At 64.0% G+C, this 18,208-nt stretch carries 13 protein-coding genes; 1 reads left to right on the top strand and 12 read right to left on the bottom strand.

What is annotated here, in order from left to right; genetic code table 11:
* Window positions 1-3 precede the first annotated feature (3 nt).
* The 9 genes from EEB12_RS00885 to EEB12_RS00840 form a co-directional block, all read right to left on the bottom strand.
* Complete coding sequence (locus EEB12_RS00885; protein ID WP_003944826.1) at window positions 4-1,092, bottom strand: hemolysin family protein; 1,089 nt, start codon at window positions 1,090-1,092, stop codon at window positions 4-6.
* Window positions 1,085-2,467 carry a hemolysin family protein gene (locus EEB12_RS00880; RefSeq protein ID WP_019748444.1) on the bottom strand — a complete coding sequence of 461 codons (1,383 nt, stop codon included), beginning with the start codon at window positions 2,465-2,467 and terminating at the stop codon, window positions 1,085-1,087. The genes EEB12_RS00885 and EEB12_RS00880 overlap by 8 nt, the downstream gene beginning before the upstream one ends.
* A 311-nt stretch (window positions 2,468-2,778) precedes the next feature.
* Window positions 2,779-4,215 (bottom strand): GuaB1 family IMP dehydrogenase-related protein, encoded by a 1,437-nt coding sequence (locus EEB12_RS00870; RefSeq protein ID WP_042919784.1) that lies wholly within the window; start codon window positions 4,213-4,215, stop codon window positions 2,779-2,781.
* 3 nt (window positions 4,216-4,218) lie between these two features.
* Window positions 4,219-5,100, bottom strand: coding sequence for a DMT family transporter (locus EEB12_RS00865; RefSeq protein WP_020907757.1), 882 nt, complete (start codon window positions 5,098-5,100; stop codon window positions 4,219-4,221).
* 4 nt (window positions 5,101-5,104) lie between these two features.
* Window positions 5,105-6,607, bottom strand: coding sequence for a DEAD/DEAH box helicase (locus EEB12_RS00860; RefSeq protein WP_097387365.1), 1,503 nt, complete (start codon window positions 6,605-6,607; stop codon window positions 5,105-5,107).
* 62 nt (window positions 6,608-6,669) lie between these two features.
* Window positions 6,670-8,127, bottom strand: a complete 1,458-nt coding sequence (gene gndA, locus EEB12_RS00855; RefSeq protein WP_007730904.1) for an NADP-dependent phosphogluconate dehydrogenase — start codon at window positions 8,125-8,127, stop codon at window positions 6,670-6,672.
* Between the two features lie 218 nt (window positions 8,128-8,345).
* A complete protein-coding gene (locus EEB12_RS00850; RefSeq protein ID WP_141487268.1) occupies window positions 8,346-10,313 on the bottom strand; it encodes a DEAD/DEAH box helicase in 1,968 nt (655 codons plus the stop codon).
* A 261-nt stretch (window positions 10,314-10,574) separates the two neighbouring features.
* Complete coding sequence (locus EEB12_RS00845) at window positions 10,575-11,528, bottom strand: M56 family metallopeptidase (RefSeq protein WP_003944922.1); 954 nt, start codon at window positions 11,526-11,528, stop codon at window positions 10,575-10,577.
* 25 nt (window positions 11,529-11,553) lie between these two features.
* The gene (locus EEB12_RS00840) at window positions 11,554-11,967 is read right to left on the bottom strand and encodes a BlaI/MecI/CopY family transcriptional regulator (protein ID WP_003944876.1); all 414 of its coding nucleotides are present in this window, start codon (window positions 11,965-11,967) and stop codon (window positions 11,554-11,556) included.
* Between the two features lie 191 nt (window positions 11,968-12,158).
* On the opposite strand from EEB12_RS00840, the gene EEB12_RS00835 reads away from it, so the two are divergent.
* Window positions 12,159-14,732 carry a bifunctional lysylphosphatidylglycerol flippase/synthetase MprF gene (locus EEB12_RS00835; RefSeq protein WP_080910391.1) on the top strand — a complete coding sequence of 858 codons (2,574 nt, stop codon included), beginning with the start codon at window positions 12,159-12,161 and terminating at the stop codon, window positions 14,730-14,732.
* Between the two features lie 10 nt (window positions 14,733-14,742).
* Here EEB12_RS00835 and EEB12_RS00830 read toward each other — a convergent pair whose 3' ends face one another.
* From EEB12_RS00830 to EEB12_RS00820, 3 genes are read right to left on the bottom strand one after another with little or no spacing between them, the layout of a single operon-like run.
* Window positions 14,743-15,594, bottom strand: coding sequence for an ABC transporter ATP-binding protein (locus tag EEB12_RS00830; protein ID WP_080910390.1), 852 nt, complete (start codon window positions 15,592-15,594; stop codon window positions 14,743-14,745).
* Window positions 15,591-16,682 carry a FecCD family ABC transporter permease gene (locus EEB12_RS00825; protein ID WP_019748452.1) on the bottom strand — a complete coding sequence of 364 codons (1,092 nt, stop codon included), beginning with the start codon at window positions 16,680-16,682 and terminating at the stop codon, window positions 15,591-15,593. The genes EEB12_RS00830 and EEB12_RS00825 overlap by 4 nt, the downstream gene beginning before the upstream one ends.
* The gene (locus EEB12_RS00820) at window positions 16,679-18,139 is read right to left on the bottom strand and encodes a FecCD family ABC transporter permease (RefSeq protein WP_019748453.1); all 1,461 of its coding nucleotides are present in this window, start codon (window positions 18,137-18,139) and stop codon (window positions 16,679-16,681) included. Before EEB12_RS00820 ends, EEB12_RS00825 begins: the two co-directional genes overlap by 4 nt.
* Between the last annotated feature and the right edge of the window lie 69 nt (window positions 18,140-18,208).

The raw sequence follows: 18,208 nt of genomic DNA, 5'->3' as shown, positions 1-18,208 counted from the left end.
CGATCAGCTGTTTCTTTGTCCGGGAACAGCATCTGTGCCGCGGTGCGTGCCGTCGCGAACCGTTCCGACGTACTCCTCGAGCAGATCCTCGAGCGCGACGATACCGATCACGACTCCGTCGGCGTCCGTGACTGCGCCGAGGTGCGAGCTGGCCCGACGAAGGCCGGCCAACGCTTCGGCCAGCGGCGTGCTGAGCGGAACGATGGGCAACGGGCGGATATCCGATGTCGGAACGACGGTGTCCGGCCCGGCAGCTTCGTCGAGCACCTCGTCGAGCACATCCTTGAGGTGCACGTACCCGGCCAGCGATCCATCGCTCGCTCGGACCGGGTAACGCGAGTATCCGGTCTCGATGACCGCACGCTCGATCTCACCCAGTGTTGTTCCCGACGGCGTGAGGGGAATGGTCCGCACCTTGTCGAGGGTGATCAGGACCTCGGAGACGGTGCGATCTGTCGATTCGAGTGCCTGCTTCAAGCGCCGGTGTTCTTCGGCGTCGATCAGACCCTCGGACCGCGATTCACCGATCATCGCGGACAACTCCACCGCCGAGACAGTGACGTCGAGTTCGTCCTTGGGCTCGACGCGCAGGAGCTTGAGCACTCCGTTGGCGCAGAGGTTGTAGAACGCGATGATCGGGCGAGCGATCTTGATGAACGCCAGATGCACGGGAACGAGCAGCATGGCCGTCTTCTCGGGGCCCGCCAACGCGATGTTCTTGGGCACCATTTCCCCGAGGAGGATATGCAGCACGACGACCAGCGAGAGCGCGATCGCAAACGAAATCGGGTGTAGCAATCCGTCGGGAAGGCCGACGGCTTCCATCGGCACCTCGAGGAGGTGCGCGATGGCGGGCTCGGCGACCTTACCGAGCAGGATCGAGCAGATCGTGATGCCCAGCTGAGCTGCCGCAAGCATCAGCGAGAGGTTCTCACCGGCCTTGATGACCGTGAGTGCCCGCTTCTTACCCTGCGCGACAAGTGCCTCGAGGCGGTCGCGTCGTGCGGAGATCAGCGCGAACTCCGCACCGACGAAGAATGCGTTACCGGCGAGCAGCACGACGGTGAGGAGTACACCGAAGAGGTTATTCATCGTCGGACTCCTTCGTGTCGTCGTCTGCGGATTCGGGTTCGACATGTGCCGGGACCGGCGTGATGGTCACTCGGTCGATACGACGGCCGTCCATACTGGTCACTCGGGCGATCCACTTTCCGCGGGAATCACCGGACGAGTCGACGTCGGGCAATTCCACTTCGTCACCCTCGTCGGGGATTCGGCCCAGTTCGGTGAGTACCAAACCGCCGAGCGTGTCGTAGTCGCCTTCGGGTGCGGTGTACCCGGTTGCCGACGTGACCTCGTCGATGCGCAACAGGCCGGAGCACGACCATCCGTCGCCGACGCGCTGTACGTCGAGTTCGGGTTCGTCGTGTTCGTCGCGCACATCACCGACGATTTCCTCGATGAGGTCTTCCATCGTGACGATGCCGGCTGTTCCGCCGTATTCGTCGACGACAAGAGCGACCTGCATGCCGTCGGAGCGGATCCGCTCCATGACGGTGTCTCCGTCCAGGCTCGACGGCACGACGGGAACACGTTGAGCCAGACTGTCGACGCGCGTCGTGCGCCTGCGCTCGGCCGGAACGGTGAATGCGTGTTTGATGTGTACGACGCCGACTGTGTCGTCGAGATCGCCGCGAACGACGGGGAAGCGCGAGTAGCCAGTTCGCGACGCCGTCACGATCAGGTCTGCGACGGTGTCCGAGAGTTCCAGCGATTCGATCTTCACTCGCGGAGTCATCAGCTCTTCTGCGGTGCGGTCACCGAACTGCAGCGAACGGTCGACGAGCATCGCCGTGCCCTTGTCGATGGACCCGCGCTGCGCGGACGTCCGCACGAGGGACCCGAGTTCCTGCGGTGATCGCGCCGAGCGCAATTCTTCCGCGGGTTCGATGCCCAGGCGTCGCACGATCCAGTTGGCGGTTCCGTTGAGGCCGTTGATGGCCCACCGGAAGATCAGCGAGAAGCCCGCCTGCAGGCCCGCAGTCGCGCGGGCGGTGGGCATCGGCTTGGAGATTGCGAGGTTCTTCGGTACGAGCTCACCGAAGATCATGGAGAACGAGGTCGCAATCACGAGCGCCAGGATCAAAGACGTTGTCGAGGCAGCGGATTCGCTGAGCCCGACGGCCTTCGTGACCGGAGTGATGAACCGTGCCAGGACCGGCTCGGCCAGGTAACCGGTGATCAGGGTTGTGATCGTGATGCCCAGCTGAGCGCCGGAGAGCTGGAACGAGAGAGTCTTGTGCGCGTGTTGAACCTGCCGCGAGCGTCGGTCGCCGCCACGAGCAGCTTCGTCGACGGTGCTGCGTTCGAGCGCGGTCAGTGAGAATTCGGCCGCCACGAAGAGGGCGGTGCCTGCAGTCAGCGCGATGAAGCCGACCAAGCTGAGAATGGTGAAAACGATGTCCATGTGTCATCGCCACCTGAGGTGTGCACGGGGGCCGCCGGGTTTGTCTCCCGGCTCGCTAGAGGAGCCCTCCGAACCAGCGGAATCAGACGATTCCTCGGATAAAACGACGGGTGTAGCGCCGGGTAAGTGTGTGGGTGCCTCGGGCACCGGGTTCCTCTCGTCGGAGCCGAGTATTTCTCGGCTGTAGCGGGCTCGGTCGGGTCGCCGATGGGCACCCGACCGAGTTTTGTTTCCTGTTTACGGATCCAATGATACCGGCGGGTGCCCGGGAGTAGGGACCCGAGCACCCGCCGACTGTCATAAAACGTGGTTCACCAACCAGACGGAAGCGGCCGTCCTTCGGCGAATCCGGCGGCGGACTGCACTCCCAGAACTGCCTTCTCGTGCAGCTCCTCGAGTGAGCGCGCACCCGCGTACGTGCAGGTACTGCGTACGCCGGAACAGATCTGATCGATCAGGTCCTCGACTCCGGGGCGCTCGGGATCGAGACGCATCCGCGAACTGGAGATGCCTTCCTCGAACAATCCCTTACGGGCGCGATCGAAAGCCGTTTCGGTGGCTGTGCGAGCGGCAACAGCGCGCTTGGAGGCCATACCGAAGCTCTCCTTGTACGCGTTGCCCGCCTGATCGACTTTGAGATCGCCGGGGGACTCGTACGTGCCGGCGAACCACGAGCCGATCATGACGTTCGACGCGCCCGCTGCGAGGGCGAGTGCAACGTCGCGAGGGTGGCGAACGCCGCCGTCGGCCCAGACGTGCTTGCCGAGCTCGCGTGCTGCTGCAGCACATTCCGCGACGGCCGAGAACTGCGGGCGCCCGACGCCGGTCATCATGCGAGTCGTGCACATGGCTCCGGGCCCGACGCCGACCTTGACGATGTCCGCGCCTGCGGCGATCAGATCACGGGTTCCCTGTGCGGACACCACGTTGCCTGCAACCAACGGGACGCCGAGGTCGAGCGCCTTGAGGGTGGTGAGCGCATCGATCATTCTCTGCTGGTGACCGTGAGCTGTGTCCACGACGATCACGTCGGCACCGGCGTCGACGAGTGCCTTGGCCTTGGCGCCCACGTCACCGTTCACACCGACCGCCGCAGCGACTCGGAGTGCGCCGCGCTCATCGACTGCGGGGTCGTAGATGCCGGCACGAATCGCGCCGGTGCGGGTGAGGACGCCGGCGAGGGTTCCGTCCTCGTTGACGATGACGGCCAACGGATCGTGCTTGGTTTCGAGCAGTTCGAAGACCTCACGCGGTGTGGCGGTGACCGGGGCGGTGACGAAGTCGGTGATCGCTACCGTACGTAGGCGAGTGAACCGATCGACATCCGCGCAGGCAGCCTCGGTGACGACACCGAGAGGCTTGCCGTCCTCGACCACTACGACTGCGCCGTGTGCACGCTTGGGTAGCAGCGCCAGCGCATCGGAGACGGCGTCGTCCGGACTCAGCGTGACCGGCGTATCAGCGACGAGGTGGCGGCTCTTGACGAACGCCACGGTCTCGGCGACAGCGTCAGTGGGGACGTCCTGCGGAATGATGACCAGTCCGCCGCGGCGGGCGACAGTCTCGGCCATGCGGCGGCCGGCGACTGCGGTCATATTGGCGACGACGACGGGAATGGTCGTTCCGGATCCGTCGGAAGAATTGAGATCGACGTCGAACCGAGAGGTGACCTCGGTCCGGTTAGGGACGAGGAAGACGTCGTCGTAGGTCAGGTCGTATGGGGGGCGTTGCCCTTCGAGGAACTGCACGTTTCACGAGCCTACCGTCGATTCCGCCGTAGCGCCCTCGGTATCGCGCGCTTGTGAGCGGGAGAGGGCGATCGTGGTCATGATCATGACGGCGACGGCGCACCCGATGAGAGCAATTCCGGGACCGTCGACGCGGAGGCGTTCGTCGAGAACCGTCATCCCCAGGAAGATGGCCGCGATCGGCTCGCCGATCGTCAGGGCGGGTAGTGACGCCGACAGGGGCCCGACCTGGAACGCACGCTGTTGGAGGTAGACCCCGATTGCGCCCGAGGCGATCAGCGCCCACGTCTGCCATGCCGAAATCACCCCGACGACGCCGTGTCCGAGTAGGTCGGTGACGTACTTGGTGAATGCGACGGCCACGCCGTAGAAGATTCCGGCCGCGGAGCCGAGAAGCAGTGCGCGCCAGCCACCGTCGAGTTTGGACAAGCCGCCGATAGTTGCGACCACGGCCACTGCGACCGTGATCGTCAGGGGCACAGCCCAATCCGACCACGGAGCGTTGCTGTCTCCCTCGGTGGGATCGCCGACGACGAGGAAGATCGCCAAGGAAATCGCGAGCATGATCGCCAATGACCACGCAGAACGGGTGATGCGAATTCCCGAGAACCTGGCCGAAAGTGGCAGCGCGAACAGCAGCGAGGTCACGATCAGCGGCTGCACCACCAACACCGAACCTAACGACAGTGCAACGGCCTGCATGACGTAACCGCCGCCGTCACCGATCAGCCCGGCCCACCACCGAGGACTGCGAATCAACGACGCCACCAACGCCTCGCCCTCCGGAACCGCAGACGCGGCGCGCTGCTGAGCGACGGAGGCACACGCGAAGAGAAGCGCGGCGACGAGTGCGCAGAGAACAGAGATCAGTGGAAGATCACCCATTCCCTCAGTGTGCGCGCTTGCCCGCCCGATTTCCGGCAGACGGCTTTCCTGCGCCGGGTGCGCCGCGACGCGGGGTCAAGCCCTTGGACGCCAGACGCTCCGAACGGGTCGGGACCGGAGTGCCGTCCGCACGGATCTTCTTCACACTCTTCGGATCGGTGACGCGCCGCGAGGAAGCCGCGCGCTTGTCGCCGTCCTTCTTCATCCGTCCTCCGGCAGCGGTCCGGCCTGCAGTGTCGTGTTCCTGACGGCCGCGCTTGGCGGTGTGCTTGACGGCGACCGTCGTATCGGGAGCTTCGACCGGTATTCCCGTCGGCTCCATCGCGCCGGTGATGCGCGTGAGCTCCAGATCGTCAGGACGAACCCGCACGCCGTGAACCTTGATGCCTGCCTGCTTGGTCAACTTCTCGACCGAATCACGTTCGTCGTCGGTGACTATGGTGACGACGACACCCGATTCCCCGGCGCGTGCCGTCCGGCCGGCCCGGTGCAGGTAGTCCTTCGCCTCCGCCGGGGGATCGACGTGAACGACGAGCGTCACGTCGTCGACATGGATTCCGCGCGCGGCGACATCGGTGGCGACCAGGACCGGTGTCGTCCCGTCGGAGAACGACGCGAGGGTCTTGGTCCGATTGTTCTGCGTCTTGCCGCCGTGCAGGGCGCCGGCCGAGACACCGATCAAATGTAGTTGCTGCGCAAGACGATCCACACCGTGCTTGGTCTTGACGAACATGATGGTCCGCCCCGCCCGTGAACCGATATGTGCGACAACGGATCTCTTGTCGTCGCGGTCGACGAAGAGCAGGTGATGCTCCATGGTCGAGACGGTGGCAACCGGGGGAGCAGTCGAGTGCGACGCCGGATTGCGCAGGTAACCCGCGACCAGATCGTCGACCTTGCCGTCGAGTGTTGCCGAGAAGAGAAGGCGCTGACCGTCTTTCGGTGTCGTGTCGAGAATTTTCGCAACCTCGTCGATGAAACCCATGTCTGCCATGTGGTCGGCTTCGTCGATGGTCGTGATCACGACGTCGTCGAGAATCACCGACTTCTGCTCGAGTAGGTCGAGTAGGCGCCCTGGGGTCGCGATCAGCAGATCGACGCCGCGGGCAAGGATGTCGGCCTGACGCTTGATCGGAACGCCACCGACCGCATTTGCCACACGCAAACCGATCTCGGTAGCAGCGTCGTCGAGTGCCTTGTGGATCTGGATCGCCAGCTCACGGGTGGGAGCGAGCACCAAACCGCGCGGACGATTCCGCTTGCTCGCCCCGCCCTTGAGGCGCACCAGCATCGGAAGCCCGAAGGCCAGAGTCTTTCCGGAACCCGTCGCGCCGCGCCCGAGGACATCGCGGCCGGCGAGGACATCGGGGATGGTGGCCGACTGAATGGGGAAGGGGGCATCGATGCCGCTACGGCGCAACGCGTGCACCATCACGGCGGGGATTCCGAGGTCGACGAACGAACGCCCTTCGGTCGAGGTGGGCGAGTCGATCGTCGATTCCTGCATTTGTCCAGGCTACCGGGTATCGGTAGACGCAGATGACCGCATCTACCGATACCCGCTGTGAATCAGGCCTCGATTTCGCTGCGGTCACCGCTCCACAGTGTGTGGAACTTGCCCGGCTTGTCGATGCGCTCGTAGGTGTGCGCGCCGAAGAAGTCGCGCTGACCCTGAGTCAGGGCGGCCGGCAGACGCTCCGCGCGGAGACCGTCGTAGTACGAGAGCGAAGACGCGAACGCCGGTACCGGAATACCGAGCATCGTCGCGGTGGCGACCACGCGGCGCCAGCTGTCGATGCCTGCCTCGATGGCCTCGCGGAAGTACGGCGCCAGAATCAAGCTCGGCAGGCTCGGATCCGCGTCGAACGCGTCCTTGATGCGGTTGAGGAACTGCGCACGGATGATGCAGCCACCGCGCCAGATCGTCGCCAGGTCGGCAGGCTTGAGGTTCCAGTCGTACTCGGCGCTGCCGGCAGCGATCTGATCGAAGCCCTGCGCGTACGCCACGATCTTCGACGCGTACAGCGCGGCCTGGATGTCGGCGGCGAACTGCTCGGCGTCAGCAGGCTTGTCGCCGAGAGAGCCGGCAGCCAGACCCTGCGCCTGAGCTGCGGCGCGCTGATTGCGGCTACCGGACAGTGCGCGAGCGAAAACGGCCTCGGCGATACCGGTGACCGGCACGCCCAGATCCAGAGCGGACTTGACCGTCCAGCGGCCCGTGCCCTTCTGCTCGGCAGCGTCGACGATGACGTCGACCAACGGCTTGCCCGTCTCGGCGTCGACCTGGCGGAGCACCTCGGCGGTGATCTCGATCAAGTAGGACTCGAGCGTGCCCTTGTTCCACTCGGTGAAGACGTCTGCGACCTGACCGGCGTCGTAACCGAGTGCGTCGCGGAAGAGGTTGTACGCCTCGCCGATGAGCTGCATGTCGGCGTACTCGATGCCGTTGTGCACCATCTTGACGAAGTGACCGCTGCCGTCGGGGCCGATGTGCGTGCAGCACGGGGTGCCGTCGACGTGAGCGGAGATGGACTCGAGAAGCGGGCCGAGAGCCTCGTAGGACTCCTTCGGGCCGCCGGGCATGATCGACGGACCGTTGAGTGCGCCTTCTTCGCCACCGGAGATACCAGCGCCGACGAAGTGCAGACCGCGGGCGCGGATCGCTGCTTCACGACGGATCGTGTCGGTGTAGAGCGAGTTGCCACCGTCGATGATGATGTCGCCGGGCTCCATGGCATTCGCGAGCTCTTCGATCACGGCGTCGGTCGGGGCGCCGGCCTTGACCATGATCAGGACGCGTCGCGGCTTCTGCAGTGCGGCAACAAACTCCTCGACGGTCTCGGTGCGCACGAAATCGCCCTCGGAACCATGCTCGGCGATCAGGGCATCGGTCTTCGCGATGCTGCGGTTGTGCAGGGCAACGGTGTGACCGTGGCGGGCGAAATTGCGGGCAATATTCGAACCCATGACGGCCAGGCCGGTGACGCCGATCTGAGCTCGGGGTGATTCGGTGCTAGTGGTTGACATACTTACAGCTTTCCCTCTCGGTCCGCGGCTGTGAAATCCTGCGCTGTGCGCAGCCGAAAACGGTGCGGCCGCGACGCGCGTGAACATTCAGACCGTGCATACAAAACACGGATGCAGATCACTTTAATTGCAGTGACCTGCATCCGTCTCGATACAGCTTCCGGCACAGCCGGAAGGTTCTCAGTGTTCAGTTGTCGAGCCGCAGCTCAGCGCAGGTATTACCGCTGTTCGCGCTTCGGGCCGTCGAATCCGTCATAGCTACGACGGTCGGTGCGGCTGCGGAAGCCGCCACCGCTGGTCGAGGCTGCACGGTTGTCGCCGCCGTCGCGGTTGCCCTGGTATCCACCGGAAGAGCGATTGCCCTGGTAGCCGGTCGAGGGGCGGCTGTCGCGATCGCCGTACGAGCGGTTGTTGTCGCGGCTGCCCTGGTATCCACCACCGGACGAACGGTTGCCCTGGTATCCGCCGCGGCTCTCGCCGTCGCGGCTTCCCTGGTATCCGCCCGACGAGCGGTTGCCCTGGTAACCCGTCGACGGGCGGCTGTCGCGGTCTCCGTAGGAGGGACGGCTGTCACGGTTGCCCTGGTAACCACCGCTGGAGCGATCACCCTGGTATCCACCGGAAGAGCGGTTGCCCTGGTAACCGCCGCGGCTCTCGCCGTCGCGGCTTCCCTGGTATCCACCGGAAGAGCGGTTGCCCTGGTAGCCGGTCGAGGGGCGGCTGTCGCGGTTGCCCTGGTAACCACCGCTGGAGCGATCACCCTGGTATCCGCCGCGGCTCTCACCGTCACGGTTGCCCTGGTATCCACCCGAAGAGCGGTTGCCCTGGTAGCCGCCGGAAGAGCGGTTGCCCTGGTAGCCGCCACGGCTTCCGCCACGATCACCGAAGGAACGCTCGCCACGAGAAGAGCTCTCGCGCAAGGGTTCTCCGGTCGGCTTCTTGGCGCCGGTGATGCGAGCAAGTTCAGCAGAACCCGGGGTGACGGCAACGGCTGCGGCATTGACGCCGGCCATTCCGGTCAGACGCTTGAACTGACGCTTCTGGTTGGGCAGCACGATGGCGACAACGGTGCCCTTCTCGCCGGCGCGAGCGGTACGACCAGCGCGGTGCAGGTAGTCCTTGTGGTCGGCCGGGGGATCGACGTGAACGACGAGGTCGATGCCGTCGACGTGGATACCGCGCGCTGCAACGTCCGTTGCGACGAGGACCGGGGTGCGGCCGTTCTTGAAACGCTCGAGGACGCGGGTGCGCTGGTTCTGTGCCTTGCCGCCGTGAAGCGACTCGGCAGCGATGCCGACTGCGCGGAGGCGATCGGTGATTCCCTCGCAACCGAGCTTGGTGCGGGCGAACATGATGGTGCGTCCGTCACGGGCACCGATCTCGGCGAGGACGGAATCCTTCTGCCCACGATCGACGAGGAGGACGTAGTGCTCCATCGTGTCGACGCTTGCGCGGCCGTCTTCGGTGGAGTGGGTGACGTGGTTGGCCAGGAACTGACGAACCAGCGACTGGACCTCACGGTCGAGGGTTGCCGAGAACAGCAGACGCTGTCCGTCTGCGGGGGTCTCGCCGAGGATCGAGCGAACCTCGGGCAGGAAGCCCATGTCCGCCATCTGATCGGCTTCGTCGAGTGCGGTGATTTCCACCGAGTCGAGGATGCAGGTGCCCTGACGCAGGTGATCGCCCAGGCGACCCGGCGTTGCGACGAGGACGTCTACGCCGCGGCGAAGCTGATCGACCTGCTTGGCGAACGGCGTTCCACCGACAGCGGGACGAACCGTGAGTCCGAGTGCGCCGGCGTAGGAGTTGAGGGAGTCGACCACCTGGAAAGCAAGCTCACGGGTGGGGACGAGCACGAGTGCGCGGGGACGCTTTGCGGCCGGGCGATCTTCGTGGCGTGAGAGGCGGGTCAGCATCGGCAGGCCGAAGGCGAGGGTCTTACCCGATCCGGTCTGTGCGCGGCCGAGAACGTTGGTTCCGGCGAGCGCGTCCGGGATGGACTGCGCCTGGATGGGGGACGGGACGGTGATGGAGTTGCGCGCCAATGCGGCAACAAGCTGCTCGGGCAGGCCGATCTCGGCGAAGGTGATACCCGGCTCGGTGGCGACTGCTTCTTCGGCAGCGGGGGTGTTGACGGTGGGGTCTTCGATGTTCTCGGAAGACGACATTTGGACAGCGTTGGTCACGCGGAAACCTCTCCGGACTACGGGCACGTCGCGGAGCGGAAGAAGCCATGCTGAAATACACGACACAGTTCGCAAAGGGACGAGCCAGGGCACATGTCACCTGGCAATCCGAACGCATACTGCGGGGAATTGGGCTGTGTGCCGTTATATGTTGACGGACCACGATGGTGGCCGTGGTCCACTCTACGCCACCGGGGACACCGAAGTCAGGTAGCCCCGCCTGTGACCTGCACTACTACACGGGGTTGCGCAGGTCAAGACTCAGTATGCGTTGAAAAGCAGTCGAAGTTCGGTGAGCCAGGGCACAGCCACCGCAACCGTGGGAACCACGAGAATCGCGACCGCCCCGAGATACGCAAAAACTGCGATGCGGGGATCTGCATCGTCGGCCGAGAGGCGCTGCACTCGGATGAGCGTCGACGGGCCGCCCGCTGCCATCGCTCCGCGGGGTGCCGTCGATCCGGCACACGCGACAAGTGCCCGCGCGAGGGGAGTGGGACCGGTAGCCCGCACAGCTGAATCGTCGGCGAGCAACTCCACCAGCAGTTGTACCGATCCCAGAGCCGACTTGCTACGGACGAAACGGGGGAAGGCGTGGTTGACGGCCGTGAAAGCCTCGAGGACCAGATCGTGACGAGCTCGCAGGTGTGAACGCTCGTGCGTCAGGATCGCTTTGACCTCGGCATGATCGAGGTTCTGCAGAGTGCCTTGGCTGAGAACCACGCGTTGGCGCAGACCTGGCAGGCAGTATGCGATCGGTTCGTCCACGTCCAGCACCCGCAGATCGGGTGTGCGTTCCACCGACGCGGGCATGGCGCAGTCGTCGAGAAGGTCCACCAACACGCGGTGACGTGCACGGCGACGTCGGGTTCTCACAGCGACCTGGATTATCGAGAAGATCAGCTTCGCGCCGATCAGGAGCGTCAGGGCAAAAACAACCACGTACAGAATCCACAGCGGGAGCCCGAGTGCATCGATTTCGGCGGTCGGGGCCGTCGTCGGCCTACCGTCAGCGCCGGGAACGAGCAGCTGGCTGGCAATGGCCAGGCCCGAGCTGAATGCCGACAGCACCGCAGCAATTGCGACGGCTTGCCACAGAACCAACGCCGCGCGTGGAGCGCGGTAAGGCCACGTGGAGCGGCTCAGGAGTGCGGGAACCGGACCGGCCAGCAACAAGGCAAGCAGTCCGAAAACCAGTGCAGTAGTGGCGTTCATGTCCTACACATCATGCACGACGAAATCAGTTCGGCCTAGAAATTCCGGGCTGCGCAGCCTTTTTCGCGGACTCGCGCACCTCGAGGGCAGCGAGCGCTTCGCGGAGAGCATCGGCTTCGTCAGCATTGACCTGTCCCACGAAGTGGACGAGTGCCGCAGCGCGACCGCCGGACTCCGGAGCCTGGGCCAGAGCGTCGACCATCAGGCTCGCGACCAGTTCTTCGCGCTTGTTGACGGGAAGATAGCGATGGGCGCGATCGTCACGCTGCTGAATCACCAGATGCTTCTTCGCCAGGCGCTGCAGAACGGTCATTACCGTCGTGTACGCCAATTCGCGATGTGTCGCGAGTGCTTCATGCACCTGTCGCACAGTTTGCGGTTCCGATGTGGACCACAAATGATCCATCACCGCGCGTTCGAGTTCACCTAGACCTGCCATTCTTCGATTCTACGGACTTCCACGACGAAATACGTACTACTGGTAGTAGTAACCGCCTCGGTGGGGGTGTGGTATTGGCCATAGTGATCTGCGTGACGGTTACGGTGGTGTGAGACGACCAAAGTCCCGACAATGACGATGCCCGATAATTGCAAGCCAACAGTCGATCCGCAGAAAGTAGCCGCACGTAGATGACGATCGACAGTTCGCCGGGCACCGAAGAATCGACATCACGGGCGCGGGTAGTCACGCAGAAAGCTGCCGGCATCATCCGTTTCGGCATTCGCGACGCACCCTTGACGGTCGTCCTACTTCTCACCATGTGGATACTGGGCGCCGTAACCGGCAGCATCGTTCACGGACCGTCCCGCGATCTCGAGCACACGATCGGTGCGGGAATGGGCTCGATCCAGCACGGACATGTCTGGATTCCACTGAGCTCCGCGCTGTGGGCAGGAAACCTGCTCGGGTACATCGGCGCGAGCGTGCTCCTGATTGCGGTCGCTGCACCCCTCGAACGGCGGATGGGAACGATCAAGCTGGCGATCGCCGGCGCAAGCACTCAAATCTTGGGAGTTCTGCTCGGGCTCGGCTGGGCATCCTTCGTAAAAGTGTTCGACTCCAATTGGGGGTTCCGCCTCCATGTCGGCTCCGCTGTCGGCGCGAGCGCGTGGATCGTCGGCGCCGCGATGGCCGCCAGCTCGAACATGGGGACATTGTGGCGTCGCCGCATCCGCGTCGGAACCCTGGCTTTGACCATCACCTTGGCCTTGTTCAGTGGTCAGCTGCAAGATGTCATCCGATTTTTTGCCGCTGTGGTGGGTTTGGTGATCGGACAGTGGATCGTCGGACGATCGGCTCGCGGTGAACGCATCGCCGGGACACAGCGAGAGGGCCGTGTCCTGGTCGCCATCGTCGTCGCGGCAAGTGCGATCGGCCCGATGATCGCCGCGCTGTCCCCACAGGCGGTTGGCCCACTCGCCGTACTCCGCGATCTCTTCCGTGGTGTTCCCTGGACCGTCGCAGAAGTACGTGAGCTGTGCGCCGAATCCGCGTCGGATCCGGACTGCCGACGCGGCCTCCTCGAGCTGAGACTCTCGGGGATCGGGCCGACTCTGCTCTCGTTGATGCCGTCGATTTTTGTGCTGGTGTTGAGCGATGGGCTCCGTCGTGGCCGCAGATTCGCCTGGATTGCGACTGTCTGTGCTCAGGTCGTCTTACTCGTCCTCTCGATCGGGAACTTCGTCATCAGGTTCGTCGACGCAGTCGACAGTGACAGCTTGTTCTACGGAATCAGCGATCCGAACGTGTACCGAACTCTGGTGCCGTTCCTGACACCGCTCTTCGTGCTGATCCTGCTGATCGCCACACGTCGATACTTCGACGTCGCGGCCCCGGCCAAGACGTACCGACGTCTCGGTGCTGCGATCGTGGCCTTGCTCGCGGTCCTCGCCGTGATCTACGTCGGCGGCGGAATGCTCGCCAGGCACGGGTTCGACCGCGAGCCCACGGTCACGATGCTGCTCGCGGACTTCCCGCAGCGCCTTGTACCGCCGGTGTACCTGCAGTTGATCGACCCGCGCCTGCTTCCCGTGGACATCGAGTCGACGTTGCTCTTCGAGTGGACCGGCGTCGTGTTCTGGGGCGTTGCCGCCCTGTTGGTATTCGTGAGTTTCCTCAAGCCGGTCAAGACCGCCGATCCCACAGCCGCCGAACGAGCGCGATCCATGTTGATCGCCGGTACCGGCAGCCCGTTGTCGTGGATGACGACGTGGAAGGGGAACACCTACTGGTTCAGCGCGGACGGTTCGAGTTACGTCGCGTATCGCGTCATCGCCGGCGTTGCTCTCACCACCGGTGATCCGGTCGGTCCTCCAGATCGCATGCGCGCGGCGATCGAGGGGTTCGCCGAGTTCGCGTCGTCGAACGGTTGGATTCCCTGCTTCTATTCCGTGACCGACGACGCCCGAACCATCACCGATTCGATGGGCTGGAGCGGTCTACAGGTCGCCGAGGAAACCGTGCTCGACCTGGGACAAGTCGCGTTCACAGGAAAGCGGTTCCAGGACGTGCGCACAGCACTGAACCGGGCGAAGAAGTCCGGTATCACCGCCGAGTGGATTTCCTTCCCTCATGCACCTCTCGCGATCAAGGATCAGATAGTCGCCATCTCGGAGGAGTGGGTAGCGGACAAGGGGATGCCCGAGATGGGATTCACCCTCGGCGGACTCGACGAGGTCGAGGACGAACAAGTGCGGTGCCTGATCGCGGTCGACGAGGATCGCACCGTGCACGGTGTCACATCGTGGCTACCGGTGTACCGCGACGGCAAAGTCGTCGGGTGGACACTCGACTTCATGAGGCGACGCTCCGAAGGGTTCCGTCCCGCGATGGAGTTCCTCATCGCTTCCGCTGCACTGAAATTGGAGGAGGAGGGCGTCGAGTTCCTCAGTCTGTCCGGTGCACCGCTGGCAACAATCGCCGGTGACTCCGAGAGGAATGCGAACGAACCGGAGGCCACGACTTTCTCGGCGATGATGGACAGCGTGCTCGACCTACTCGGTCGCACCCTTGAACCGGTGTACGGATTTCGATCGCTGCTGGCCTTCAAATCGAAGTTCCAGCCGCGGTACGTGCCGATGCACATGACATTCGCCGATCCAGCCGCGTTGCCGAGCATCGGCAACGCGGTCGGACGGGCATACCTGCCGACCGTGACGATCGGTCAGGGATTCAAACTCGTTCGGACGATTCTGGGTCGCTGATTCGCGATCGTCACTCAGGCTTTGCCGGCCCGCCGACGGCACCGAACACGTGCCGGGTTCCGATCGGAACGATCAGCGGCCGATCCGAGACGGGATCGTCGATGACCGCAGCTTCGAGACCGAACACCTCGAGCAGAAGTTCCGCGGAAATGATGTCCTTGGGGACACCAGAAGCGACGACGGCGCCGTCGCGCATCACGATCAGATGATCGCTGTATCTGACCGCGAGATTGAGGTCGTGCAGAACCATCACCACGGTGCGCCCCATTTCCTCGTGGAGTTGATCCACCAGGTCGAGGACTTCCATCGAGTGTGCGAGGTCCAGATAGGTAGTCGGTTCGTCGAGAAGCAGGATGTCGGTTCCCTGGGCGAGAGCCATCGAGATCCAGGCTCGCTGACGCTGACCGCCGGACAATTGATCGACGGGCCGATCGGCGAGATCCGAGACACCGGTCAGCTCGAGCGCTTCGGCTACCTCGCCCTCGTCGTCCGCGGACCACTGCCTGATCCACGACTGGTGCGGGTGGCGCCCACGTGAGACCAAATCGGCGACGGTGAGCCCTTCGGGCGCAACCGGAGTCTGGGGGAGCATTCCGAGCACCCGCGCGACTTCCTTGGTCTTCATCGAACTGATCGCCTTGCCGTCGAGGATGACCGATCCACCCTTTGGCTTGAGCAGACGACCGAGCGCGCGCAAGAGCGTCGACTTGCCGCAACCGTTGGGTCCGATGACCGTCGTGATCACGCCGGTGGGGATCTCGAGATCGAGTCCGTCGACGATGATGCGATCCCCGTACCCGAGCGTCAGATTCTGCGCGACGAGACGCGAAGGAGCATCGGTGGACTGGGCGATGGTGGTCATGCTGTGACCTTCCGATTGTTACGAACCAACAGGTAGAGCAGGAACGGGCCGCCCAGTGCGGAAGTCACGATTCCGACGGGGAGTTCCACAGGCAGAATTGTTCGAGCGATGACGTCGCTGCCTACCACCAGTACAGCACCGGTCAGGGCGGAAGCCACGATGGGCGGGCCGGCGGAGCGCACCAGACGCATGGCGACCTGTGGCGCAGCCAGGGCGACAAAGCCGACCGGACCTGCTGCTGCGGTCGCGATGGCGGCCAGTGCCACGGCGGAAAGCAACAACTTGGCCTGTGATGATTGCAAGCGAACACCGAGTGAGGTTGCGTTGTCGTCGCCCAACCGCAGCGCTCCCATGGTGAAAGATGCGATCACCGCGTAGCCGCCGACTACTGCGACGGCGATTGCGACCGGCCACATCTGATTCCAGGTGGCACCGTTGAGTGAACCGTTGAGCCACACCTGTGCGCGAGAAGCGTCGTTGATGTCCGCCGAGATGAGGAGCCATCCCGTCGCTGCCACCAGCATGGCGTTGATGCCGATACCGATCAGGATGAGGCGGAACCCCTCGACGCCCTTGCGCCACGCCAAGGCGTAGATCACCACTGCTGTCAGTAGGCCGCCGCAGAGCGCAGCCAACGGAATCCCCAGTGTGGCAAGCAGTCCCACGAACGAGCCACCCCCGCCGAGTACGATGAGTGCCACTGCTGCGGCACTCGATCCAGCCGTGATTCCGAGGATGTCGGGGCTGGCGAGGGCATTGCGCGCAATCGTCTGGGTGACCGCACCGGCAATGCCGAGTGCCATACCGATGAAGAGCGCGGTGAGCGACCGAGGAAGTCGAAGGTCGAAGACGATCAGGTTCTGTGTCTTGCTGCCATTGCCGAGCAGGACCGAAATGACATCGGGGATCGAGATCGGATAGTCGCCCCGCCCGATGTTGATGCAAAGCAGAAGGAACAGCGCAACTGCGAGGGCAATGCTCACCGACACCGCGAGTGGGCGGTAGACCAGCGAGAATCCACCGAGGCGGATCGACTTACGTGAGGGGACGGTCCGGGGGAGTACCCGGAGTTCCTGCTTGAGCGTCACAGACTTGCCAACTTCCTGCGGCGTACGAGAGCGATGAAGAACGGAGCGCCGAACAGGGCCAAGATGATGCCGACCTGCAACTCACCAGGGCGCACGACCACGCGACCGATGATGTCCGCGGTGATCAACATGACCGCGCCGAGTAAGCCCGCGTACGGGACCAGCCAGCGGTAGTCGGGTCCGGTGATGGCCCGGGCTACGTGAGGGACCACCAAACCGATGAACGCGATCGGACCACACGCCGCGGTGGCGGCGCCGGTCAGCAGGGTGATCGCGACGATGCCGAGTGTGCGACTGAACGCGATGTTCGTTCCCAAGGCTTTTGCGACGTCTTCACCCAAGCTGAGGACGTTGAGCCCCGGCGTACTTGCCAAGGCGATGACCAATCCGAGTATCAGGAAAGGCAGGACCTGCCAGAGGACGTCGAACCCGCGACCGGACACCGACCCGACAACCCAGAAACGGTAGGCGTCCAGGCTCGTCTGGTCGAGGATTATCACGGCGTTGGTCATGGCTTGCAGGAAGAACGCGACGGCTGCGCCCGCCAGAGCCAGACTCAGAGGACTTGCGCCGCCGTTTCCGATGGAAGACAAGCCGAAAACGACGATGCTGGCGACGAAGGATCCTGCGAACGCGAACCAGAGGTACTGACTCGGCGCCGTAAAGCCGAAGAGGTAGATCGCCATGACCACGAAGAACGCCGCGCCTGCGTTGAGGCCGAGTAGACCGGCATCCGCCAACGGGTTGCGCGTGTGTCCCTGAATCAAGGCACCGGCGATACCGAGTGCAATTCCGACAACAAGACCCAAAATCGTTCGTGGGGCGCGCAACGTCCGCACGATGATGTCCGTTTGAGTTCCGTCCGAATTGAAGAGCGCGTGGAAGATCTCGGCGAACGTCAGTGGACGAGCACCCACCGCGATACTCGCGAGCATCACAAGCGCGAGCAGCACGGTGAGGACCGCGAGTCCGATCAGGCGGCGCCGGCGAGTTGCGCCGACACTGTTGTCGCGTGCGAGTTCTTCGAAGCCCTCGTCGCGGGCCGTGCTTTCTCGGACCACCTCGATGCCGCTTCGGTCGAACGGTCTGCGCAGAGCCCGGCGGACACCGATGGGCTGTTTGGTGGTCGCGTCACGCGTGACCAGGCCAACCCATCCCTTCCCCGAGGTCCGACCGGTGGCCCCCTCACGGAATCCGAGGTTCCACACAAGCAGACCGACGGCGATCGCTATTGCTGTCCCGCCGAAGACTGCTCGATCGGCCTCGCCGCCACCGTTGTCGTCACGGAGCGACTGGACGATGTACCAGCCGACGATCAACGGAAGTAGGAACACCGCCGCGTCGAAAAGTCCAGCCAGGACACGCATTCGGACAGGAGCGGGGCCGCGCGGCACGATGCGCCGTCCGTACGTCTCGCTGGGTCCTCGGGGATGTCCGTTCCCGAGAGATTTGATCATCGTCACTGGCGGTTCGAGCTCCTGGTCTTGGTGCGCAGGGAATTCGCATCTTAGGTTACGGAACCCTAT

The sequence above is a fragment of the Rhodococcus sp. WS1 genome (assembly GCF_003797745.1).
GTDB lineage: Bacteria > Actinomycetota > Actinomycetes > Mycobacteriales > Mycobacteriaceae > Rhodococcus_F > Rhodococcus_F erythropolis.
This window is presented reverse-complemented; position numbering and strand designations above follow the sequence as displayed.